Source organism: Kribbella sp. HUAS MG21, assembly GCF_040254265.1.
Taxonomy (GTDB): domain Bacteria; phylum Actinomycetota; class Actinomycetes; order Propionibacteriales; family Kribbellaceae; genus Kribbella.
Map to the genome: position 1 here is coordinate 8,003,146 of NZ_CP158165.1, position 23,012 is coordinate 8,026,157.

Genomic DNA, 23,012 nt, shown 5'->3' on the forward strand with positions numbered 1-23,012 from the left:
TCTTTATGTAATGAACGCAACCCGCCCTGCGCCGGGCTCGCAGACTTCGCTGCGCGAAGCCAACCGTGAGCGCGTTCTGGGGGTCGTCCGCCAGCACGGCCCGCTCACCCAGGTCGAGATCGCGGCCGCCTCCGGCCTCTCCGCCGCCACCGTGTCGAACATGGTGCGCGAGCTGGACCAGGCCGGCATGGTCGGCCTCTCTCGCAGCATCCGCAACGGCCGCCGCGCCGTCCTGGTCTCGCTCGCGTCCGGCGGCGGGCTGCTGGCCGGCGTCGCGTTCGGCGAGCGCGACGTCCGGGTCGCGGTGGCGAACGGTTCTCGCGAGGTCCTCGCCCAGCAACTGATGCCGCTGCAGGCCGACCACGTCGCCGACGAGGGCATGGAACGCGCCGCCCGGCTGCTCGCCGACCTGGCCGAGACGGTCAGCTCCGGCGTCGAGGACATCTCCGCGATCGGGTTCGGGCTGCCGATGCCCGTCGACGCGGTCAGCGGCGAGGCGGGATCCGACGCGGTGCTGCCCGGCTGGCGCGGAGTGAACGTCGCCGACGCGATGTCCGGCTACCTGCGCGCCCCGGTCGCGCTCGACAACACCGCCAACCTGGCCGCCCTCGGCGAACTCAAAGCCGGTGCGCTGCGCGGCGTCCGCAACGGCTGCTACCTGAAGTTCTCGTACGGCGTGGGCGCGGGCATCGTGATCAACGGCGACGTGTTCCGCGGTTCGGCGGGTACGGCGGGCGAGATCGGGCACGTCACGATCGACGAGAACGGCCCGATCTGCCGCTGCGGGAACCGCGGCTGCCTGGACACGTTCGTCGGCTCCCGGGCGCTGATCAGCAGCCTGGCCGCGTCGCACGGACCGCTGCGGCTGAAGGACATCGTGACCCGCGCGCTCGGCGGCGACCTCGGCTGCCGGCGGGTGATCGAGGACGCCGGCCGCCGGGTCGGCGTCGCCGTGGCCGGGGTGGTGAACCTGCTCAATCCCGAGGTGATCGTGGTCGGCGGCCTGATGGCCGAGGCCGGTGAGCTCATCCTCGACCCGCTTCGCGAAGCGCTCGACCGGTGCGCGATCCCGAGCGCCGCCGCGACCGTCGAACTGCGCGCCGCGGAGCTCGGCGACCAGGCCGACATCGTCGGCGCGATCCACCGCGCGTCGGTGCTGAGTCACACCAATATCTCTATTTCTTGAATTCAAGTCTTGACGCCAAGACGCCGGGGAGCTTGACTTCGGGCAGGCCAATCGGGGCCTGTCCTGTCAAGGAGTCCATATGTCCTTATCCCCAACCCGTCTCGTCGGCCTCGGCATCGCGGTCTCGGCCCTCGCCGTCTCCCTGGTGGCCTGTGGCTCCGACGACTCCGGGAACGGCTCAGGCAGCGGCTCAGGCAGCGCGAAGAAGATCGCGCTGTTGCTGCCGGAGTCCAAGACCACCCGCTACGAGGCGCTCGACCGGCCGCTGTTCACCGAGGCGCTGAAGGCGGCCTGCGGCAACTGCGAACTGATCTACAGCAACGCCGACCAGGACGCCGCGAAGCAACAGCAGCAGGCCGAGGCCGCGCTCACCCAGGGCGCGAACGTGCTGGTCCTCGACCCGGTCGACGGCAAGGCCGCCGCCGCGGTGGTGAACTCCGCGAAGGCGCAGAGCGTGCCGGTGGTCGCGTACGACCGGTTCATCGAGAACGCCGACTACTACGTCTCGTTCGAGAACGAGGCCGTCGGCAAGCTCCAGGCGCAGACCCTGGTCGACACCCTGAAGAAGGCCGGCAAGACGTCGGGCAACCTGGCGATGATCAACGGCTCGCCGACCGACCCGAACGCCGCCGACTTCAAGAAGGGCGCGCACAGCGTGCTCGACGGCAGCGGCTTCAAGATCGCCGCCGAGTTCGACACCCCGGACTGGAGCCCGGACAAGGCGCAGGCCTGGATGGAAGGCCAGCTCAGCGCGATCAAGAACGGGCTGGTCGGGGTGTACGCCGCCAACGACGGCACCGCGGGCGGCGCGATCGCGGCGCTCAAGGGCGGTGGCGTGCAGCCGCTGCCGCCGGTCACCGGGCAGGACTCGGAGCTGGCCGCGATCCAGCGGATCGTCGCCGGCGACCAGGCGATGACCATCTACAAGGCGGTCAAGCCGCAGGCCGAGGCCGCCGCCAAGGGCGCGGTCGCGCTGGCGAACGGCGGCAAGCCGGAATCCACCACCGAGAAGAACGGCGTCGCGTCGACGATCCTCGACCCGGTCGCGGTGACCAAGGACAACATCAAGGACACCGTGGTCAAGGACAACATCTACAAGGTCGCCGACATCTGCACCGCGTCCTTCGCCGCCGCCTGCACCGCCGCAGGCCTGAGCACCAACTGACCCGCCCCGTGGCGTGCGCCCCCCGCAGTGAGGTGCGGGGGGCGCATGCTTGAACCACACGTCGAGCCCAGGAGGCTGATCCAGTGACTGTGACCCCACCCGCGACCCCGGCTCCGCCCGACGTCGGCGCCGGCACGGTGCTGACGCTGCAGGGAATCTCCAAGCGGTTCGGCGCCGTGCAGGCGCTGAAGAACATCGAGCTGGACGTACGGGCCGGTGAGGTGCTGGCACTGGTCGGCGACAACGGCGCCGGCAAGTCGACGCTGGTGAAGACCATCGCCGGCGTCTACACCGCCGACGACGGGACGATGGTCTTCGACGGCCGCCCGGTCCGGGTCGGCAGCCCCGCCGAGGCGCAGCAGCTCGGTATCGCCACCGTGTTCCAGGACCTGGCGCTGTGCGACAACCTGGACGTGGTCGCGAACCTGTACCTCGGCCGCGAGCTGCGGAAGGGCCGGATGCTCGACGAGGTCGAGATGGAGCGGCAGTCCTGGGAGCTGCTCCGCCAGCTGTCCGCGAAGATCCCGTCGGTCCGGATCCCGGTGGCCAGCCTGTCCGGCGGCCAGCGGCAGACCGTCGCGATCGCGCGCAGCCTGCTCGGCCGGCCGAAGGTCGTGATGCTGGACGAGCCGACGGCCGCGCTCGGCGTGGCTCAGACCGCCGAGGTGCTCAACCTGGTCGAGCGGCTGCGCGAACGCGGCCTCGCGGTGATCCTGATCAGCCACAACATGGCCGACGTGATGGCGGTCGCCGACCGGGTCGCCGTACTGCGCCTCGGCCGCAACAACGGCGTCTTCGTGGTCAGCGAGACCCGGACGCAGGACATCATCGCCGCCATCACCGGCGCCACCGACAACGCCGTCTCCGAACGCGCCGCGCGCCGGAGCCGGGAGGAATCATGAGCGTACAAGACTCGGCCCAGCTTCCGGCCGACCTGCAGGACGAGCGCCTGATCGCGACCAGCGGGGTCGGCGGCGCCATCTCGGCCTTCACCGCCCGGCTGCGATCCGGCGACCTGGGCTCGGTCCCGGTGGTCGTCGGCCTGGTGATCATCTGGGCGGTCTTCCAGATCGCGAACAGCTCGTTCCTGTCCAGCCGCAACCTGGTCAACCTCACCCTGCAGACCACGTCGGTCGGTGTGATTGCCCTGGGCATCGTTCTGGTCCTGCTGCTCGGCGAGATCGACCTGTCGGTCGGCTCGGTCAGCGGCGTGGCGGCCGCGCTGGTCGGCGTCACGTTCGTGAACGGCGGCTGGCCGATCGTGCTCTCCCTGGTCGCGGGTGTCGCGCTCGGCGTGCTGATCGGGCTGTTCTACGGCCTGCTCTACACGCGTTTCGGCGTACCGAGCTTCGTCATCACGCTCGCCGGCCTGCTCGGGTTCCTCGGCCTGCAACTGCTGGTGCTCGGCAAGGACGGCACGATCAACCTGCCGTACGACTCCGCGCTGGTCGGCTTCGCGACCCGCAGCTTCCTCTCCCCCGCGCTGGCCTACGCGCTGGTCGCGCTCGTCGTGGTCGCGTACACGCTGAGCCGCCTGCAGGGCCGCGGCGCGCGGGCCGCCGCCGGGCTGTCCGCCGCGCCGACCTCGGTGATCGCGCTGAAGGCCGCCGGGCTCGCGGTGGTGCTGCTGATCCCCGTCGTGGTGCTGAACGGCGACCGCGGCGTCTCGTCGATGTTCCTGCTGTTCCTCGCCCTGGTGGTGGTCACCGACCTCGCCGTCCGGCGGACCCGCTGGGGCCGCGCGGTGTTCGCGGTCGGCGGCAACGTGGAGGCGGCGCGCCGGGCGGGTATCAACGTGCGGATGATCTACCTGACGGTCTTCGCGGCCTGCACCACGTTCGCCGCGGTCGGCGGCATCCTGGCCGCCGCCCGGCTGGTCGCGGTCGGCCAGGCCAGCGGCGGGACGGACGTGAACCTGAACGCGATCGCGTCGGCCGTCATCGGCGGCACCAGCCTGTTCGGCGGCCGCGGTTCGGCGTACTCCGCACTGCTCGGCGCGCTGGTGATCACGTCGATCTCCAACGGTCTCGCGCTGCTCAGCCTGGACTCCAACGTGCGCTACATCGTCACCGCGGGCGTCCTGCTGATCGCCGTCACGATCGACTCGTTGAGCCGCCGCAGCAGGCAGGCCCACGGCCGCGCCTGACCAGTGGCAGGATGTGCCGCATGACGACCCGGAGGCCTATCAGGGCGGCACAGACCAGCGAGGACCAGACGGTCACCACGCTGGAGCTCTTCTTCGACCTGGTGTTCGTGTTCGCGCTGACCCAGATCACCGCACTGATGGCGCACGACCTGACCTGGCACGGCGTCCTGCGCGGCATCCTGCTGACCGGGCTGCTCTGGTGGAGCTGGATCGGCTTCTCCTGGCTCTGCAACCTGGTCAAGGCCGACGAGGGCTCGGTGCGCGGCGTCCTGCTGCTGGCGATGGCCGCGATGTTCATGATCGCGCTCGCCATCCCGGAGGCGTTCCACGACCTGCCCGGCGGCCTCCCCGGGCCGGTCGTGATCGCCTGCGCGTACTTCGCCTTCCGCGCGCTGCACCTGGTGCTGTTCTGGCTGATCGCCGACGGCGACGCGGTGCTGCGCCGGACGCTGATCCGGTTCGCGCCGTCGATGCTCGGCGCGACCGCGCTGCTGCTGGTCGCGTCGCAGTACCACGGCGCGACCCAGACCGCGCTCTGGGCGGCGGCGCTGGCGGTCGACTACGGCGGCACCTACCTGATCGACGCGCGCGGCTGGCGGTTCCGCTCCGCCGGACACTTCGCCGAGCGGCACGGGCTGATCGTGATCATCGCGCTCGGCGAGTCGATCGTCGCGATCGGCGTCGGCGTCACCGACCTGCCGATCTCGTGGCCGATCGTCATCGCGTCGCTGCTCGGCCTCGGGGTGTCGGCCGCGCTCTGGTGGATCTACTTCGACGCCACCGTGCACTACGGCGAGCAGGCCCTCGCGGCCGAGCCGGCGGAGACCCGGCCCAAGCTGGCCCGGGACGCGTACACCTTCCTGCACTTCCCGATGGTGACCGGCATCGTGATTCTCGCCCTCGGTCTCAAGAAGGTCCTCGAGTACGTCGGCGACACCGAGCACCACCAGCTCGACGACCCGCTGAAGGGCGTCGCCCTGTTCGCGCTGTACGGCGGCGTCGTCCTGTACCTGCTCGGACACGTCGGTTTCAAGTGGCGCACGGTGCACCAGGTCGGGATCTCGCGGCTGATCACGGCGGGCCTGGCCGCGATCGCCGTACCGGTGGTGGCGAAGGCGCCGGCGCTGGCGCAGCTCGGCGTACTGGCCGTGCTGCTGGCCGCGCTGGTCGCGTTCGAGGCGGTCAGGTTCGCGCAGGAGCGCGAGGAGCTGCGGCACCACCACTGACGACAAAGGACCCCCGTCGCCGTTGACGGGGGTCCTCTGCGTTCGGGTGAGTCAGGCGGTGGCGGCGGTCAGGTCGACCTTCGGCTCCGCGAAGTGGCAGGCGGCCGTGTGGCCCGGGCCGGACTGCGGCTTCAGCTCCAGCGGCGGCTCCTGCGTGGCGCAGATGTCCTCCGCCTTCCAGCAACGGGTCCGGAACCGGCAGCCGCTCGGCGGGTCGATCGGCGAGGGGACGTCGCCGACCAGCCGGATCCGCTCCTTCGGCGGGACGCCGCGGATCGTGCCGAGGTCCGGGGCCGCGGACAGCAGCGCCTGCGTGTACGGGTGCTGCGGCGCGTTGTAGATCTGGTCCCGGGGGCCCTGCTCGACGATCTTGCCGAGGTACATCACCGCGACCTCGTCACAGAAGTGCCGGACCACGCCGAGGTCGTGTGCGATGAACACGAACGCGATGCCGAGGTCCTTGCGCAGCTCCTCGAGCAGGTTCATCACCTGCGCCTGGATCGACACGTCGAGTGCGGACACCGGCTCGTCGGCGATGATCACCTCGGGCTCCACGGCGAGCGCCCGGGCGATCCCGATCCGCTGCCGCTGGCCGCCGGAGAACTCGTTCGGGTACCGGTTGTGGTGCTCCGGGTTCAGGCCGACCCGCTCCAGCAGCTCCTGGACCCGGGCGAGCTCCTTGCCCTTCGGGACCAGGTTGTGGACGCGCAGCGGGGTACTGATGATGTTGCTGACCGTCTGCCGCGGGTTCAGCGAGCTGTACGGGTCCTGGAAGACGATCTGCAGCTCCCGGCGGAACGGGCGCAGTTCCCGCTCCTTGAGCTGCGCGATGTCGGTGCCCTTGAAGAGGATCTGGCCCGACGTCGGGGTCAGCAGCCGGGTGATCATCCGGCCGGTGGTCGACTTGCCGCAGCCGGACTCGCCGACCAGGCCGAGGCTGGCGCCGGCCTTCAGGTCGAAGGTCACGCCGTCGACGGCCTGGACGACCTTCTTGGTCCGGCCGAGGCCCGCGGCCTCCTTGATCGGGAAGTGCATCTTCAGGTCGCGGACCTGCAGAAGAGTTTCGCTCATGATTCCTCAGTCCCCCTCGTCAGCCCAGTCGCGGCGCGACCTCGGCCTCGTACACCGAGGCCTTGTCGTGCAGGTGACAACGGGACGTGTGCGCACCGGCGCCGTCGACCGGCAGGAGTTCCGGCAGATCAGTCGTGCAGAGCTCGCCCTTGACGCGCTCCTTGTACGGGCAGCGCGGGTTGAACGAGCAGCCGCTCGGCAAGTTCAGCAGGCTCGGCGGCAGGCCCTTGATCGGGCGCAGCTTCTCGTTCGCCGCGGACACCGTCGGGATCGACTCGAGCAGGCCCCAGGTGTAGGGCATCCGCGGGTTCGCCAGCACGTCCTCGGCGGTGCCGTACTCGACGCAGCGGCCGGCGTACATCACCAGCACGTCGTCGGCCATCTCGGCGACCACCCCGAGGTCGTGGGTGATCAGCACGATCGCGGAGCCGAACTCCTTCTGCAGGTTGTTCAGCAGGTCCAGGATCTGCGCCTGCACGGTGACGTCGAGCGCCGTGGTCGGCTCGTCGGCGATCACCAGCTTCGGGTCGTTGATCAGGCTCATCGCGATCATCGCGCGCTGCCGCATACCGCCGGAGAACTCGTGCGGGTATTGCGCGAAGCGCCGCGGCGGGTTCGGGATGCCGACCAGGTCGAGCATCTCCAGCGCGCGCTTCTTCGCGACGTCCTTGGTGACCTTGTGGTGCACGCGGTACGCCTCGACCAGTTGGTTGCCGACGGTGTACAGCGGGTGCAGCGACGACTGCGGGTCCTGGAAGACCATCGAGACCGCGTCGCCGCGGATCTTCATCAGGTCGTTCTCGCTGAGGCCGATGATCTCGTCGCCGTCGAGCCGGATCGACCCGGTGATCCGGGTCCGCTTGCGGTCGTGCAGGCCCATCACGGCCATACTCGACACCGACTTGCCGGAGCCGGACTCGCCGACGATCGCCAGCGTCCGGCCGAGCGGCACCGAGTAGCTCAGGCCGTTCACGGCGCTGACCAGCCCGTCGGCGGTCGGGAACTTCACGGCCAGGTCCTCGACCACCAGGTACGGCGTCTCGCCGCTGGGGTTGGTGGCGCCCTGACGGCGCTCCCGGGTGGCGACCGACGGGCCGCGCTTGGCGGCGGCCGCGGGGGCGTCGGCCGGGGTGGCTGCGTCTTCAGCCATGCCGTTGCTGTCCTTCCGGTCTTCGGGGGCCCGGTCCTCGGGGGCTGGTGTGCTCACGACAACCTCACCCGCGGGTCGATCAGGCTGTAGCCGATGTCCACCAGGAAGTTCATCGCGACGATGATCACGGAGGCGACCAGCACGGTGCCCATGATCACCGGCAGGTCGTAGCTGTTCAAGCTGTCCAGGACCAGGACGCCGAGACCGGGGAGGTCGAAGATCCGCTCGGTGAAGATCGCGCCGCCGAGGCTGGCGGCGACGTCCAGGCCGAAGATCGTCACGACCGGGATCAGCCCCGAGCGCAGGGCGTGCTTGTAGGTGACCACCCGGTCGGACAGGCCCTTGGCCCGCGCGGTCCGGATGTAGTCCTCGCTCAGCGTCTCGACCATCGAGCCGCGGGAGTAGCGCGCGTACGACGTGCAGTTGTAGATGCCGAGCACCAGCCACGGTGTCAGCAGGCCCGCCGCCCATTTGACCGGGTTCTCCGTCGGTGGCGTCCAGCCGCCGCGGGGCAGGATCTGGTAGAGCACGGTGAGGTAGAGCGACACCATCAGCGCCACGATGTAGTAGGGCACCGAGCTGACCACCAGGGTGCTGGTCATCAAGGCCCGGTCGCCGACGTTCCCGCGTCTCTTGGCCGCCATCGATCCGACGAAGACGCCGATCGTCAGCACCAGCACGGAGGAGCCGATCACCAGCGACAGCGTCACCGGGAACCGGTCCTTGATCATCTCGGTGACCGGCCGGTCGTTCTTGAACGAGAAGCCCAGGCAGGGCACCGCGCAGTGCTGCGTGACGCCGGAGGTGGTGAAGTCACGGCCGGCGACGATCCCGCCCGCGTACTCCGCGAACTGCTGCACCTTCGGCTGGTCGAGGCCCAGGTTCGACTTGATCTCGTTGTAGCGCTGCTGGGTGCAGTTGCGCTCGCCGCAGATCGCGGCGGCAGGGTCCGTCGGCGCGATGAAGAACAGCGCGAAGGTCGCGATCAGCGTTGCCAGCACGACACTGAGCGCGCTCACCAGCCGGCGCGCCACGAAATAGAGCACGGGATTGTCTCCTCACCGAGCGGCGTGGCGCCCGGATTTGTGGTCCGGGCACCACGCCACTGTTCAGTGGATCAGTACTGCGTCAGTTCGATCAGGGCTGCTTCAGGTAGATCGAGGTGAACTCGGGCATACCCTGCGTCATGTCGTTGATCGCGTGACCGATGTTCTTACCGACCGGCGAGTTCGTCGCCGAGTAGTACAGCGGCAGGACCGGGAGGTGCTTCTCCATGATCTCCTTGTCGAGCTTCATCCACTCCTTCAGCTGCTCGTCCGGAGTCTTGGCCGCGATCGCGTCGATCTGGGCGTCGAGGGCCTTGTCCTGCAGCTGGCCGACGCTGTTGCCCAGGGCGATCGCGTCGGAGCGGAACAGCACCGGGTACCAGCTCGAGCCGCTCGGCCAGTCGGAGCACCAGCCGGCCGGGGTCTTGCCGATGTTGACCGGCGCGTCCTGGTCACCGGTGAAGGTGCGGATCTTGGCCTTCGGGACACCGATGGCCTTGACCTTGAAGCCGGCCTTCTCGTAGACCTGCTTGCGCAGCTGCGTCGCCTGGGTCGAGATCTTGTCGTCGATCGAGTAGTACCAGCTGAGCTCGAAGTTCGCCTTGCCCAGCTTGGCCAGCTCGTCCTTGACCTCCTTGGCGACCGCGTCGTCCTCGGCGCCCTTGCCCTTACCGGTCAGGCCCGGCAGCTCGTACTTCTCGAAGCCCGGGACGGCCGGCGGCAGGATCGTCGACGCCGGGATGTCCGTGTCCGGCACCAGGCCGGCGACCTTGCGCCACGAGTCGTACGGGTACGCCTTGGCGATCAGCTTGCGGACCTCCAACGGAATCTTCCGGGTGTCCATCGTGTACATGTTCGTGCACGGGCCCGGGCCCTTGACGAGCTGGCTCTGGTCCTTGACCTCGGGGATCAGCGAGACGTCCAGGTTGCTGTAGTTCAGCGCGTTCGCGTCCGGGCCGGAGCTGGCGAGCACGGTGCGCTGCGCCTTGATGGTGTCCTGGGCGAACTTGAAGTCCCAGGCGTCCGGGTACTGGTGCCGCACCGGGTCGGTGTTCGGGTCCCAGTGCGGGTTCTTCACCAGCTTGAGCTGCGTGCCCGGGGTGTACGACTGGACCATGTACGGACCGGTCGCCATCGGCTTCTGCTCGTAGTTCTTCTGGGTGTCCTTCGCCTGCGGGATCGGCGTGAACATCGGGAAGGCGGCGTAGTACGGCAGGTCGTCGAACTTCTTCGCCAGCTTGATGACCAGGGTGTGGTCGTCCGGCGTCTCGACGCCCTTGTAGTTGGCGCCGCCGGCGCCGTACGGGCCCTTGTACTTGTCGCCGTCCAGGAAGAACTGCTGCTGGTACGTCGGTCCGGCGTCGTACAGGTCGTGCGCGAAGGACCGCTTGATCGCGTACGCGAAGTCCTGGGCCTTGACCGGGGTGCCGTCGTGGTACTTGATGCCCTGCTTCAGCTTGAACGTCCAGGTGAGGCCGTCCGCGGACTTCGTACCGAGGTCCTCGGCGAGGTCCGGAACCAGGACCGGCTTGTGGTCCGGGCCGTCCAGGCGGTACTGGGTCAGCGCCCGGAAGTACAGCTTGGCGATCTGGTTACCGTCGACGTAGTAGATGTTCGTCGGGTCGAAGGTGTCCGGAGTGACGTCGGACAGGACCGTGACGGTGCCGCCCTTCTTGGCTCCTTCGACCTCCGGTGCCGGGCCCTTCGCAGTGGGGTCGGTCGCCTTCTCCTGGGCACTTCCCAGGTTGCCCTCCCCACCACTGTTGTTCCCGCTGTTCGAGGACGGGCTGCCACAGGCCGCGACGGCCAGCATGACCGTTGCCGCGACCGCGGTGATCCGTTTCCACTGCATGTTCGGGTTTCTCCTTTTCTGCCGCAGGGGCAATCGCCGTACTACCGGCGAGTCTTGGGGTCGAAGGCGTCCCGGATCGCGTCTCCGAGCAGGGCCAGGGCGAGCACCAGAGCGGTGATCCCGACGACCGGCAGCCAGAGGTAGAGCGGGTCGGCCTTGAACCAGTTGGTGGCGACGGCGATCGTCTGGCCCCACGAGGGCTTCGGTTCGACCAGTCCGACGCCGAGGAACGACAGTCCGGCCTCCGCGGTCACGTACGCGGGCAGCGACAGCGAGGCGGAGATCACGATCGGGGCCACCAGGTTCGGCAGCAGCTCCTTGAACAGCACCTGGTGGGTCGGCACGCCGATCGCCTTGGCGGCGAGCACGAACTCCCGCTCGCGCAGCGAGAGCACCTCGCCCCGGATGATCCGGGCGAGGCCGGCCCAGCCGAAGAACGCGAGCACGAAGATCAGCACCTGGAACCGGATGTCCGCCTGCTGCTCGGGGCTCAGGTTGAACGAACCGCCGCGCATCGACTCGACGATCGGCACGATCGCGATCGCGAACAGCAGCAGCGGCAGGCTCAGCACGAAGTCGATCAGCCAGGAGATGACCCGGTCCACCCAGCCGCCGAGGAAGCCGGCCAGCAGGCCCATCACGACCCCGACCGTGGTGCCCACGACCGTGGCCACGAACGCGATGATCAGCGACGGCTGCGCGCCGTACACCCAGCGGGCGAAGTTGTCCCGGCCGGTCTTCGGCTCGATGCCGAACCAGTGGTCGGCGGTCGGGCCGATCAACGGGTAGCCGTACTCGTCGAGCTGGTCGGTGTTGAAGGTCGAGATGTCCTGGCCCTCGAGCTTGGCCAGCAGCGGCGCCAGCACGGCGATCAGGATGAAGAACAGCACGACCGAGGCGCAGACCACCGCGACCTTGTCCTTGCGCAACCGGTCGAAGGCGATCCGGCTCGGCGACTTACCGTGCGGAGTGGCGGCGGAACGGGCCGGCTCGGCCGACGCCGGGTGTTCTTCGACCCCTACGGTCGAGTCGGGCGACCCAATACTCAATTCGCACTCCGTCAGTTCAGTCGGCCGGATTTCGGTCCGCAGATCCGGCACATATCGGTGGATGCCGTGCCGAGCCTTCGCTCTGTGGCGGGCCTAGGTCAAATCCCTTGACAGGCCCCTTGCCCCACAACCGCGCGCTAGCCTGCCCGACACCGTGACACCAAACCAGCAGTGTCCGGCAGCAGTGCACAAATCGTTACCGGAACGGGTACGGGACCGGAACATTTGCTCCATTTCGTCACCCTACGCAGTCAATCCTTCGCGAAGCGCGTCGGCACAATACCGACAGTGGCCAATTTGTGCCAGGATCTTACGTAGTGTGACAGTTCGGGGCGTTTTGTGGCACAACGCTGTCACCGGACATGAACCGTCACGAACGGTGGTTTCACCACGTCGAAGACCTCCTGGCGGCCGCGGATGTCGACGACCACCTGGTCGCCTTCTTGCACGGTCGCGTCGAGCAGCGCCAGCGCGATGCCTTTCTTCAGGGTCGGCGAGAACGTCCCCGAGGTGACTTCGCCCAGCGCCGTGCCGGATTCCCCCAGAACGGTCATGTGCGGCCGCGGAATACCCCGCCCGGCGGCGCGCAGGCCGCGCAGGATCCGGGCCGCACCGCGCTCCTTCTCGGCACGCAGCGCCGCGTCGCCCCAGAAGTGCTCCTTCTTCCACCCGACGGCCCAGCCGGACCGCGCCTGCACCGGCGTGATGTCCGGGGAGATGTCCTGGCCGTGCAGCGGGTACCCCATCTCGGTCCGCAATGTGTCCCGGGCGCCCAGCCCGGCCGGGACGATGCCGTACGGCTCGCCGGCCCGCAGCAGCGCGTCGAAGACCGCCACCGCGGCCGCGTTCGGTACGACGAGCTCGTAGCCGCGCTCGCCCGTGTAGCCGGTCCGGCAGACGACGACCGGCGTACCGTCGACGTCGGCGGTGGCGAACGACATGTAGTCGTGCCCGGTCGGCAGGCCGATCGCGGACACCACCTCGTCGCTGTTCGCGCCCTGGACCGCGAGGATCGCGTAGTCGTCGTGGACGTTCGTGACCTCGACACCGTCGGGGGCTTCGGCCTGGAGCAACCGGACCACCTCGGCGGTGTTCGCCGCGTTCGGGATCAGGAAGACGTCGTCGTCGGCGTGCAGGTAGGCGATCAGGTCGTCGACCACTCCCCCGCGCTCGTTGCAGCACAGCGTGTACTGCGCCTGGCCCGGCCCGATCTTGCCGAGGTCGTTGGTCAGGCAGGCGTTCACGTAGGCCGCGGCACCCGGGCCCTTCACGGTCGCCTTCCCGAGATGACTCACGTCGAAGACGCCCACCGACGTACGGACCGCCGTGTGCTCGGCCACGACACCGCCGTACTCCAGCGGCATCTCCCAGCCGCCGAACTCGGCGAACTTGGCACCGAGCGCGACGTGGCGCTCGTGCAGCGGGGACTTCTTCAGCTCAGGTGCCTGGGTCATGGAGCGGAACTTACCCGACGCGTAGCATGCTCAGGCAGCATGCACGTACCGTGACGACCGGCCGTCTGCCCGCCGGTCAAGGAGGACTGAGGATTTCGTGACCACCATCACCCTGAGCAAGTCCGATGCCGCCGGCGTCAAGACCGACGCCGTGGTCATCGGCGTGGTCAAACTCGGCGGCGGCATCGCTCTGCCGGCCGGCACCGAGTCGCTGAACGCCGCGTACGGCGGGCAGCTGGTGGAGGTGCTGTCCGGACTCGGCGCCACCGGCAAGACGGGCGAGGTGACGAAGGTCCCGGGGCCCCGTCCGGGCAAGTCCGCGACGCTGATCGCGGTCGGTCTCGGCGCGGCCCCCGACGGCGAGCTGAAGACCGAGGACCTGCGGGCCGCGGCGGGCGCCGGGGTCCGGGCCGCGAAGACGTCGCAGTCGGTCGCGTTCGCGCTGCCGACGCCCGACGCCGAGTGCGTGCGCGCGGTGACCGAGGGCGCGTTGCTGGGCCGCTACGCGTTCACGGCGTACAAGTCCTCGTCCGCGGGCAACGAAGACGACGTACCGGGGAACCTCACCGTCCTCACCGACCTCGCCCGGAACAAGGACGCCAAGGCCGCGCTCGAGCGCGGCCAGGTGACCGCCGAGGCCGTCGCGCAGGTGCGCGACTGGGTGAACACGCCGCCGTCGGACCTGCACCCGGCGGAGTTCGCGGCCGACGCGGTCAAGCTCGGCAAGGAGTACGGCGTCAAGGTCGAGGTCCTCGACGAGAAGGCGCTCGCGAAGGGCGGGTACGGCGGCATCCTCGGCGTCGGCCAGGGCTCGACGAACCCGCCGCGGCTGGTCCGGCTGAGCTACACGCCTCGCAAGCCGGTGACGCACCTGGCGTTCGTCGGCAAGGGCATCACGTTCGACTCCGGCGGCCTGTCGCTGAAGACGTCGACCGGCATGGTGAGCATGAAGTCCGACATGGCCGGCGCGGCCGCGGTGATCGGGGCGACGATCGCGATCGCGCGGCTCGGGCTGCCGGTGCAGGTGACGACGTACGCCGCGATGGCCGAGAACATGCCGTCCGGTTCGGCGGCCCGGCCCTCCGACGTGCTGACCATGTACGGCGGCAAGACCGTCGAGGTGCTGAACACCGACGCCGAGGGCCGGCTGGTGCTCGGCGACGCGCTGGTCCGGGCCTGCGAGGACGCGCCCGACCTGATCGTCGACGTGGCCACCCTGACCGGCGCCTGTGTCGTTGCTCTCGGCACCAAGGTGGCCGGCGCGTTCGGGAACACCGACAGCGCCCGCGACCGGGTGGTCGACGCGGCCGTCGCGGCCGGTGAGGCGATGTGGCCGCTGCCGGTGCCGGCCGAGATGCTGGAGAAGCTGAAGTCGCACTCGAAGGTCGCCGACCTGGCCAACATCACCGGCGAGCCGTGGGGCGGCGCGCTCGCGGCGGCCGCCTTCCTCGGCGACTTCGTTGCCGAGGGCATCGACTGGGTGCACCTGGACGTGGCGGGCCCGGCGTTCAACGACGGCGGCGCCTCGGGTTACACCCCGAACGGCGGCACCGGGTACGCGGTCCGCACGCTCGTGGAGCTCGCCGCCTCCGCGAGCTGATCTCTCGCAGGCCTGGCCGCTGCGGCGGTCAGGCCTGGCCGTTCCGCTTCATCCGGGCGTTGTACTCGCGCATCCGGGGCGGGTAGCCGACCACCGCTGCGTCGTACGACGGGATGCCGAGCCGGTTCGCGAAGTCGTGCGCCCACTTCACCGACGGGACCCGGCGCCGCGTCCACTCGCCGTCGATGGCGACGAGCAGCAGCGTGTAGTCGGTCACCGCCGTGCGCGGCTCGACGAAGCCCTCGACGCCCTGGCGGGTCTGGGCGAACTCCCGCAGGTGCGCCTGGTCGGGACTGTCCGACCGGCGCATCGTTCCGGCCTTCTGCCGGCGACCGAACCACTTCATGGGGTAAGTGTCCACTATCTGTGCAAGTCCCCGCCGAAATCCTGGATAACGGTTGTGTCCGGTTCCGGCCCGCGCGCCACGGGCGGCCCGGACGTGGCTCCGGCCGTGATCGGTGACAAGATGCTGCCGGGCCGGAACCGCGATCCGGGGCCGCCCGCCCGACCAGACCCACGGAGGAACCTGTGACTGACACCTCGACTGGCAGTGGTACGACGTACGACCTGGTGATTCTCGGCGGCGGCAGCGGTGGCTACGCCGCCGGACTGCGCGCGGCGACCCTCGGGCTGTCCGTGGCGCTCGTCGAGAAGGACAAGGTCGGCGGGACCTGTCTGCACCGCGGCTGCATCCCGACCAAGGCGCTGCTGCACGCGGCCGAGGTCGCGGACTCGGCGCGCGAGGGTGAGCAGTTCGGGGTCCGGACGACGCTCGAGGGCGTCGACATGGGCGGCGTGAACAAGTACAAGGACGGCGTCGTCGACCGGCTCTTCAAGGGCCTGCAGGGTCAGCTGAAGGCCCGCGGCATCACCGTGATCGAGGGCGAGGGGCGGCTGACCTCGCCCACCACGGTCCAGGTCGGCGACACGACGTACACCGGCCGGAACGTCATCCTCGCCTCCGGTTCGTACTCGCGGTCGCTGCCCGGCCTCGAGCTCGACGGGCACCGGGTGATCGCGAGCGAGCACGCGCTGACGCTGGACCGGGTGCCGGAGTCGGCCGTCGTCCTGGGCGGCGGCGTGATCGGGGTCGAGTTCGCGTCCGCGTGGACCTCGTTCGGCACCCGCGTGACGATCGTCGAGGCGCTGCCGCGGCTCGTCCCGGCCGAGGACGCGGACTGCTCGAAGACGCTGGAGCGCGCGTTCCGGAAGCGGAAGATCGCCTTCAAGACAGGTACGCCGTTCGAGTCGGTCTCTGTTGTCGACTCCGGGGTACAGGTGACCGTCGCCGGCGGTGAGGTGATCGAGGCGGAGGTCCTGCTCGTCGCGGTCGGCCGCGGGCCGAACACCGCCGGCCTCGGCTACGAGGAGGTCGGCGTCGCGCTCGACCGCGGGTTCGTCACCGTGGACTCGACGCTGCAGACCAGCGTGCCGGGCGTCTACGCGGTCGGCGACATCGTGCCGGGACTGCAGCTCGCGCACCGCGGGTTCCAGCAGGGCATCTTCGTCGCCGAGCACCTCGCGGGCCTGGCGCCGACGCCGATCGACGAGGCCGGCATCCCGCGCGTCACGTACTCCGAGCCGGAGGTCGCGTCGGTCGGGCTGACCGAGGAGCAGGCGCGGGCGAAGTACGGCGATGTGGACGTCTTGAACTACAACCTGGGCGGCAACGGCAAGTCGCAGATCCTGAAGACGGCCGGCTTCGTGAAGCTGGTGCGGGCGCGCGACGGCGCGGTGGTGGGGCTGCACATGGTCGGCTCGCGTGTCGGCGAGCTGATCGGCGAGGCCCAGCTGATCTACAACTGGGAGGCGTACCCGGCCGACGTCGCGCCGCTCGTGCACGCCCACCCCACCCAGAACGAGGCCCTCGGCGAGGCCCACCTCGCCCTGGCCGGGAAACCTTTGCACTTCCATGACTAAGGCCTGTCCGGTGAGCCGACGCCGTCGCGAGGAGGTGCTCGGTGCGGCGAGACGCCGTACCGAGATGTCGCGCGGCAGGCGATGGATGACCGGACAGGACCTGACTGCCGGGCGGACCGCTGGTGCGCCCGAGTAGGTTTGAGCCGCAGGGAGCGTGCGGGACGGCCGTGACCCGGATCCCGCCCGCTCCGGCGGCACCGTAGGCTGACACTCGACCGATCAGACGAAGGAGCAACGACCGTCATGCCGACCTCTGTATCCCTGCCGGCCCTCGGGGAGAGCGTCACCGAAGGAACCGTCACCCGCTGGCTCAAGCAGGTCGGCGACACGGTTGCCGTCGACGAGCCCCTGCTGGAGGTGTCGACCGACAAGGTGGACACCGAGATCCCGAGCCCCGTCGCCGGCACCCTGCTGGAGATCAAGGCAGCCGAGGACGAGACCGTCGAGGTCGGCGCCGAACTAGCCGTCATCGGCGACGCCGGCGAAGCCTCCTCCACCCCCGCCGCCCCAACCGAGTCAGCTCCGGCCGCCGCCGAGTCGGCACCGGCCGCCGACGCCGCACCGGCTGAATCGGCTCCGGCTGAGCCCACCCCGGCCCCTGCCCCTGCCCCAACGCAGGCTGCACCTCAGCCTTCCGCAGCCGCCGCTGACTCGACCCAGGCCGAGTCCCCGGCCGCCGAGGCAAACGCGCCCCAGGCAACCTCCGGCACCCCGGTAACCCTCCCGGCCCTCGGCGAAAGCGTGACCGAAGGAACCGTCACCCGCTGGCTCAAGCAGGTAGGCGACGACGTAGCAGTCGACGAACCCCTCCTCGAGGTCTCCACCGACAAGGTAGACACCGAGATCCCCAGCCCGGTCGCCGGCAAACTCCTGGAAATCAAGGTCGCCGAGGACGAGACAGTAGAGGTAGGCGCCGAACTAGCCGTCGTAGGCTCCGGCAACGCCGCCCCCACCTCCTCCTCCGCTCCGGCAGCCCCAGCCGAGTCCGCCCCGGCAGCCCAGTCCGCCCCGGCCCCGGCTCCGGCCGCCCCGGCCCCGGCTCCGGCCGCCCAGGCTCCGGCCGCCGCCCCCGCCCCGCAGTCCGCACCGGCTCAGGCCCCGGCCCCCCAGGCCGCCCCCGCCGCCCAGGCCCCGGCTCCGCAGGCTGCTCCCGCCGCCCAGGCCCCGGCCCCGCAGGCTGCTCCCGCCCCGCAGTCCGCTCCCGCCGCCGCTCCGACCGCAACGCAGGCCCCGGCAGCGACGCAGGCCCCGGCCGCCTCGCCGAACGGCGCCGCCACCGAAGGCCCGAACTACGTCACCCCGCTGGTCCGCAAGCTAGCCGCGGAGCACCAAGTCGACCTGAACGCCGTACAGGGCACCGGTGTCGGCGGCCGGATCCGCAAGCAGGACGTCATCGCCGCCGCCGAGGCCCAGAAGGCCGCCGCGGCTGCCCCTGCCCCGGCAGCCCAGACCGCGGCCCCGGCCGCCGCCGCGAAGGCCCCGGCCGTCAGCCCGCTGCGCGGTACGACCGAGAAGATGAGCCGGATCCGCAAGGCGATCGCGACCCACATGGTCAACAGCCTCAAGGTCTCGGCGCAGCTGACCACGGTCGTCGAGGTCGACGTCACCGAGATCGCCAAGCTGCGGAACGCGAAGAAGGCGGAGTTCGAGGCCCGGGAGGGCGTCAAGCTGTCGTTCCTGCCGTTCTTCGCGCTCGCCGCGGTCGACGCGCTGAAGCAGTACCCGAAGCTGAACGCGTCGATCGACGAGGAGAAGGGCGAGATCACGTACCACGCGGCCGAGCACCTCGGCATCGCGGTGGACGTCGAGCGCGGCCTGATGGTCCCGGTCGTGCACAACGCCGGCGACCTGAACATCGCCGGCCTGGCGACGAAGATCGCCGACCTCGCCGACCGCACCCGCAACAACAAGGTGCTGCCGGACGAGATGGCGGGCGGCACGTTCACCATCACCAACACCGGCAGCCGCGGCGCGCTGTTCGACACCCCGATCCTGAACCAGCCGCAGGTCGGCATGCTCGGGACCGGTGCCGTGGTGAAGCGCCCGGTCGTCATCACCCACCCGGAGCTCGGCGAGACGATCGCGATCCGGCAGATGGTGTACCTGGCCCTGACCTACGACCACCGCCTGGTCGACGGCGCCGACGCGGCCCGCTACCTGACGGCGGTCAAGCAGCGCCTCGAAGAGGCCCAGTTCGACGTCTGATCCGATCGGACAGCCGGCGCCGGTGCCTGTCTCCCCCGGGGACGGACACCGGCGCCGTTGCCTTTGGCGACGTCCGTGGGTACCGGTCCACTGGATCCCGCAGGTAGCCGACTCCCGCGGGCCCATCGAATCCCTGAAGGAGCACAGCGGATGAAGTACGTGCTGGCCGGCGCCTCCGGCTTCCTCGGCAAGGCCCTCACCCGCGACCTGGTTGCCGACGGCCACCAGGTCGTCCGGCTGGTACGCCGTACGCCGACCGCGCCGGACGAGGTGCGCTGGGACCCGGCGCGGGGCGATCTGGACCCCGGCGCCCTAGGCGAGCCCGACGTACTCGTGAACCTGGCCGGCGCGAACATCGGCCGCCCGTGGACCCCGACGTACCGCCGTACGATCCGGGAGAGCCGGGTCAGCACGACCTCGACACTCGCCCGCGTGGCGACCCAACTGGACCGGCGCCCGGTCGTGATCACGCAGAGTGGGATCGGCGGCTACGGCAAGGACCTCGGCGACCAGATCCTGACCGAGGACACGCCGCTGGGCGACGGCTTCCTCGCGGACGTCGTACACCTCTGGGAAGGCGCACTCGAACCGGCCCAACAAGCCGGCAGCCGAGTAGCCGCCCTCCGCACCGGCGTGGTCCTCGACCGCAAGGCCCCAGCCTTCCAGCTCCTCACCCTCCCCTTCCGCCTGGGCCTGGGCGGCCGGCTGGGCCCTGGAACGCAGTACTTCCCGACGGTCTCCCTCACCGACTGGCTCCGCGCAGTCCGCCACGTAGCAGAACACGACACCCTCACGGGCCCGATCAACGTCGCACTCCCCACCCCGCCCACCAACGCCGAATTCACCAAGGCCCTGGCAACCGCCCTCCACCGCCCCGCCCTACTCCCCGTCCCCGCCGTCCTCATGAAAACGGCCCTTGGCGAATTCGCCTGGGAACTCCTAGGCAGCAAACGAGCCCTCCCCACCCGCCTCCAATCCACCAACTTCACCTTCCACCACCCCACCATCACCCCCACAATCCAGGCAGCCCTCACCTAACCCCCAGCCTCGAGCCGGGCGCCGATCCCACACGCCACACCGAGAACCCGCCGACCTGCCGGCGCCCGGGCTCATCGCGGCCCCATGCGCCAGGTCCACGTAACCGGCCCCTCACGGCCGGGACGACGTAGGCTCCGCGGACCGCCCGCCACGGGCAGACTCCAACCGGCGCCGCGCCCACCACAACCAACGTCGTCCCCAGCCACCCAGCCACACCACACCGGCACCAGCTCCCGCACCACACCGGCCCGCGCACGCACCGGCATCGGCCTCGGCACCGGCAGCGCAACCGGCCCGCGGTTCAGCGCCGCGTCAGCGCCAGCGCCAGCACGATCCGCCACCTCACCAGCGTCGAGGTGCTCGCCCCTGCCCCGGATCAGCCTTGAGTGACTGAGCTGATGCGCCACACCTGCGGGCTTGCGCCACCGGCTCCGGCTGTGGCGGTCAGCGTGATCAACTTCGTCGACGAATGTCCTGCCGGCATCGGCGTCACAGCGCCGACGTGATCCACAGCCTCGCCCGCGGCAAGACGATCAGTCACCTTCAGCGTCACGCTGGTCGTCGTACGGCGAACTAGCGCAACCCTCTCGATCGCGATCCGGAGCCCTCGAACGCGCACGTTCTGCTTCCGGTACGCAGCCAACAGCCCGCGATCAGCCACCCACGGCGAACTACCCGGCACATACACCTCGTCCAGCACCCCAGCATCCAACGTCCAGAACCCGTGGGCACGCCGAGCATCGAGCCTCCGCAAAGCCCGAGTCCAAACCACCAACTCCCCACGCCCCGCAGGACCCTGAGCCCGAGAAGGCGCCCCCACAGAAGGTGACCCCACCGCCCGCGAAGGCACCGTCGGCGACGGCGCTGCCTGCGACGGTGCGGCCTGCGAAGGCCGCACCGCCCCGGTCTTCACCGGCCGCGTCACCGAACCACCAGTCGACGGCCCAGACGAGGCCTGCGTAGTAGCTGAACTGTCGAGAGCCCGCATCGCGGCAACCCCAACCCCAAGTACAACCACAGCACCAAGCCCAACCGCCCCAACCACACCAAACCCCGGCCGCCGCACCACCCGAAGCACCCGCGCCCACACCACAACCCCAAACCAATAACCATCAAGCAACCAGCCCTGCCCCCGAACCGCCTTCCCACGCCGACCCACCCCACTCCACCGAAACCCAGCACGCCGAAACCATCGACGCCGAAGCCACCCACCACCGCGCCGAGTCCGGCCACCCCCGCGGAGCCCACCGTGGTACGACCCGTCGCCGTACGACGAGTCGGTATCGCCCGCATCACCAACGCGCCACCCACCCCCGCGACGCAAGGCGTCACCATCAATCCCCCAGCCAACACCGAACGCCGCGTTGCCACCCGGGGCATCACCTCCGTACGACGCATCGCCTCCACCCAGCACCTGACCGCCGTACGCCCGATCGCGGTACGACGCATCGCTCGCGCCCGCATCACCACCGCGCAACGCACCACCGCGACGCAAGGCGCCACCATCAAGCCCCAGCCCAACACCGAACACTGAGCCAGCGCTGGCGAGATCCCTGCTGTACGACACATCGCGGTACGGCGTATCGCTTCCGCTCGCATCGCCACCGCGCAACTCAGCGCTGCGACGCAAGGCGCCGCCACCGATCCCCAGCCCAACACCAAACGCCGCGCCAGCACCGGGGGCATAGGCGTCGTACGACGCGTCGGCGCCACCGGACGCCTCGTCGACGTACCACGCAGTGCTGGCGGCGCTGCCGGTCGCAACGCCTGCGCCGGGATCGCCGCTGCGGCCGAGTGCTTGTCCGCCGAACGCGTTGTCTTTCTCACGGGCATCGTTGGCGGCTGGTAACTCGTAGCCGAATACAAGGTCGCGAGGACCGGTGGCATCGCTGGGTGCTGACATGTCGTCGGGGCGGAGCGCGTCACCAGCGCCTTGCGCCCCGCTGCCGAAGACGTAGCCGCCGAATGCAGAGCCTCCGTCGAGCCCGTCGAACCGCTCGAATCCGTTGGAACTGTCAGCCGACTTGGTGGTGCTCGGCTCATCAGCGCGATCGCGCGGAGTGCTGCGGTCGGGTGAGTGGCCGAGTGTTCGGGCTATGAATGCGTCGCCTGCGAATCGGCTGCGTCTGTTGGGGATGTGGTTGTTGTGAAGGGGGTCGGTGGTGGGGAGGGGGCGGGTCGTGCGGGTGGCGCGGCCTCGGCGGGACTTTGTTCGGCGGGTGGAGAGGGTGCGCTTTGGTTTTGGTTTGGCAGTTGGTGCTGGGGCGGAATCGGCCTGGGTGAATGGAGATGGTGGTGTCGGGTGGGGTGCTGGTCTGTTTGAAGGTGGTGGAGCTAGTGGTCCGCGGGCGACTGCTGGGGTGTCGTCATCTTCGCCATCGTCGGGCGGGTGCGCGGGGTGGGTGCGGCGGGACTCCGGGCCGGTGATGGGCGGGTCCGAGGGAGTGCTCGACAGACCAGGTGGTGTGCGGTCAGGGCGGGAGAAGCCGGCGGACGGCCGGCTGGGGACGAAGCCTTCAGTTGTTGGCTTTCCACTGGCCGCGGCCGTCGGCCCATCAGCTCGCTGGTTGGCTGAGCCGACGGTTGAACCGTCGGTTGAGCCGGTGGCAGATCGGGCGGTTGAGGCTGCGGTGGGGTCGGTGGAGAGGGCGGGCGGGCCGGGTAGTGCATCGCCTGACTTTGGGTGTGTCGTCGATGCTCCGCAGTCTGGCTGCGGGGTGGGGCGGTTGCGTGGGTGAGGGAGCCAGTTGGCAGGTACGTCGCCTGCGGGCAAGTACCACGTGGCGGCAGAGGCGCTGGTGTGCGAGTCCGATAGGGGTGTCGCGGCGGTTTCGGAAGGTGACGGGGCCGCAGGGATGGATCCGTCGTGGGTGGAGGTGGGAACGGAACCGGAACCCGGCGCCG

General features: G+C 69.9%; 18 protein-coding genes. 10 read left to right on the forward strand and 8 right to left on the reverse strand.

The genetic code is table 11. The annotated features are described in order from the left end of the window. Window positions 1-10 precede the first annotated feature (10 nt). From ABN611_RS38510 to ABN611_RS38530, 5 genes are all read left to right on the forward strand, one after another. Window positions 11-1,186 (forward strand): ROK family transcriptional regulator, encoded by a 1,176-nt coding sequence (locus ABN611_RS38510; protein ID WP_350277245.1) that lies wholly within the window; start codon window positions 11-13, stop codon window positions 1,184-1,186. 79 nt (window positions 1,187-1,265) lie between these two features. Further along, window positions 1,266-2,351, forward strand: a complete 1,086-nt coding sequence (locus ABN611_RS38515; RefSeq protein WP_350277246.1) for a substrate-binding domain-containing protein — start codon at window positions 1,266-1,268, stop codon at window positions 2,349-2,351. An 83-nt stretch (window positions 2,352-2,434) separates the two neighbouring features. Further along, window positions 2,435-3,253, forward strand: coding sequence for an ATP-binding cassette domain-containing protein (locus ABN611_RS38520; protein ID WP_350277247.1), 819 nt, complete (start codon window positions 2,435-2,437; stop codon window positions 3,251-3,253). Continuing rightward, window positions 3,250-4,497: a sugar ABC transporter permease gene (locus ABN611_RS38525; RefSeq protein ID WP_350277248.1), complete on the forward strand. Its 1,248-nt coding sequence runs from the start codon at window positions 3,250-3,252 to the stop codon at window positions 4,495-4,497. Before ABN611_RS38520 ends, ABN611_RS38525 begins: the two co-directional genes overlap by 4 nt. Before the next feature lie 20 nt (window positions 4,498-4,517). Next, window positions 4,518-5,723 (forward strand): low temperature requirement protein A, encoded by a 1,206-nt coding sequence (locus ABN611_RS38530; protein ID WP_350277249.1) that lies wholly within the window; start codon window positions 4,518-4,520, stop codon window positions 5,721-5,723. 51 nt (window positions 5,724-5,774) lie between these two features. On the opposite strand, the gene ABN611_RS38535 is transcribed toward ABN611_RS38530, so the two are convergent. The 6 genes from ABN611_RS38535 to gcvT all read right to left on the reverse strand — a co-directional run bounded on the left by ABN611_RS38535 (window position 5,775) and on the right by gcvT (window position 13,345). After that, the gene (locus tag ABN611_RS38535; RefSeq protein ID WP_350277250.1) at window positions 5,775-6,794 is read right to left on the reverse strand and encodes a dipeptide ABC transporter ATP-binding protein; all 1,020 of its coding nucleotides are present in this window, start codon (window positions 6,792-6,794) and stop codon (window positions 5,775-5,777) included. Window positions 6,795-6,813: 19 nt separating this feature from the next. Beyond that, window positions 6,814-7,944, reverse strand: coding sequence for an ABC transporter ATP-binding protein (locus ABN611_RS38540; protein ID WP_350277251.1), 1,131 nt, complete (start codon window positions 7,942-7,944; stop codon window positions 6,814-6,816). 53 nt (window positions 7,945-7,997) lie between these two features. Beyond that, on the reverse strand, window positions 7,998-8,990 hold the full coding sequence (locus ABN611_RS38545) for an ABC transporter permease (RefSeq protein ID WP_350277252.1): 993 nt from the start codon (window positions 8,988-8,990) through the stop codon (window positions 7,998-8,000). Between the two features lie 91 nt (window positions 8,991-9,081). Next, window positions 9,082-10,842, reverse strand: a complete 1,761-nt coding sequence (locus ABN611_RS38550; RefSeq protein ID WP_350277253.1) for an ABC transporter substrate-binding protein — start codon at window positions 10,840-10,842, stop codon at window positions 9,082-9,084. A 41-nt stretch (window positions 10,843-10,883) separates the two neighbouring features. After that, window positions 10,884-11,891, reverse strand: coding sequence for an ABC transporter permease (locus ABN611_RS38555; RefSeq protein ID WP_350277254.1), 1,008 nt, complete (start codon window positions 11,889-11,891; stop codon window positions 10,884-10,886). 353 nt (window positions 11,892-12,244) lie between these two features. Further along, entirely contained in the window at window positions 12,245-13,345 is a 1,101-nt protein-coding gene (gcvT, locus tag ABN611_RS38560) for a glycine cleavage system aminomethyltransferase GcvT (protein WP_350277255.1), read from the reverse strand. 97 nt (window positions 13,346-13,442) lie between these two features. On the opposite strand from gcvT, the gene ABN611_RS38565 reads away from it, so the two are divergent. Continuing rightward, complete coding sequence (locus tag ABN611_RS38565) at window positions 13,443-14,945, forward strand: leucyl aminopeptidase (protein WP_350277256.1); 1,503 nt, start codon at window positions 13,443-13,445, stop codon at window positions 14,943-14,945. Between the two features lie 28 nt (window positions 14,946-14,973). On the opposite strand, the gene ABN611_RS38570 is transcribed toward ABN611_RS38565, so the two are convergent. Then, window positions 14,974-15,291 (reverse strand): hypothetical protein, encoded by a 318-nt coding sequence (locus ABN611_RS38570; protein WP_350277257.1) that lies wholly within the window; start codon window positions 15,289-15,291, stop codon window positions 14,974-14,976. 182 nt (window positions 15,292-15,473) lie between these two features. Between ABN611_RS38570 and lpdA the strand changes: the two genes are divergently transcribed. The 3 genes from lpdA (at window position 15,474) to ABN611_RS38585 (ending at window position 20,108) form a co-directional block, all read left to right on the forward strand. After that, on the forward strand, window positions 15,474-16,865 hold the full coding sequence (gene lpdA, locus ABN611_RS38575; protein ID WP_350277258.1) for a dihydrolipoyl dehydrogenase: 1,392 nt from the start codon (window positions 15,474-15,476) through the stop codon (window positions 16,863-16,865). A 243-nt stretch (window positions 16,866-17,108) separates the two neighbouring features. After that, complete coding sequence (sucB, locus tag ABN611_RS38580; RefSeq protein ID WP_350277259.1) at window positions 17,109-19,070, forward strand: 2-oxoglutarate dehydrogenase, E2 component, dihydrolipoamide succinyltransferase; 1,962 nt, start codon at window positions 17,109-17,111, stop codon at window positions 19,068-19,070. Between the two features lie 150 nt (window positions 19,071-19,220). Beyond that, the gene (locus ABN611_RS38585; RefSeq protein ID WP_350277260.1) at window positions 19,221-20,108 is read left to right on the forward strand and encodes a TIGR01777 family oxidoreductase; all 888 of its coding nucleotides are present in this window, start codon (window positions 19,221-19,223) and stop codon (window positions 20,106-20,108) included. 376 nt (window positions 20,109-20,484) lie between these two features. Here the strand turns inward: ABN611_RS38585 and ABN611_RS38590 are convergent, their stop codons facing one another. Further along, window positions 20,485-20,808 carry a hypothetical protein gene (locus ABN611_RS38590; RefSeq protein WP_350281763.1) on the reverse strand — a complete coding sequence of 108 codons (324 nt, stop codon included), beginning with the start codon at window positions 20,806-20,808 and terminating at the stop codon, window positions 20,485-20,487. Window positions 20,809-21,357: 549 nt separating this feature from the next. On the opposite strand from ABN611_RS38590, the gene ABN611_RS38595 reads away from it, so the two are divergent. Next, window positions 21,358-21,642 carry a hypothetical protein gene (locus ABN611_RS38595; RefSeq protein ID WP_350281764.1) on the forward strand — a complete coding sequence of 95 codons (285 nt, stop codon included), beginning with the start codon at window positions 21,358-21,360 and terminating at the stop codon, window positions 21,640-21,642. The last annotated feature ends 1,370 nt before the right edge of the window (window positions 21,643-23,012 follow it).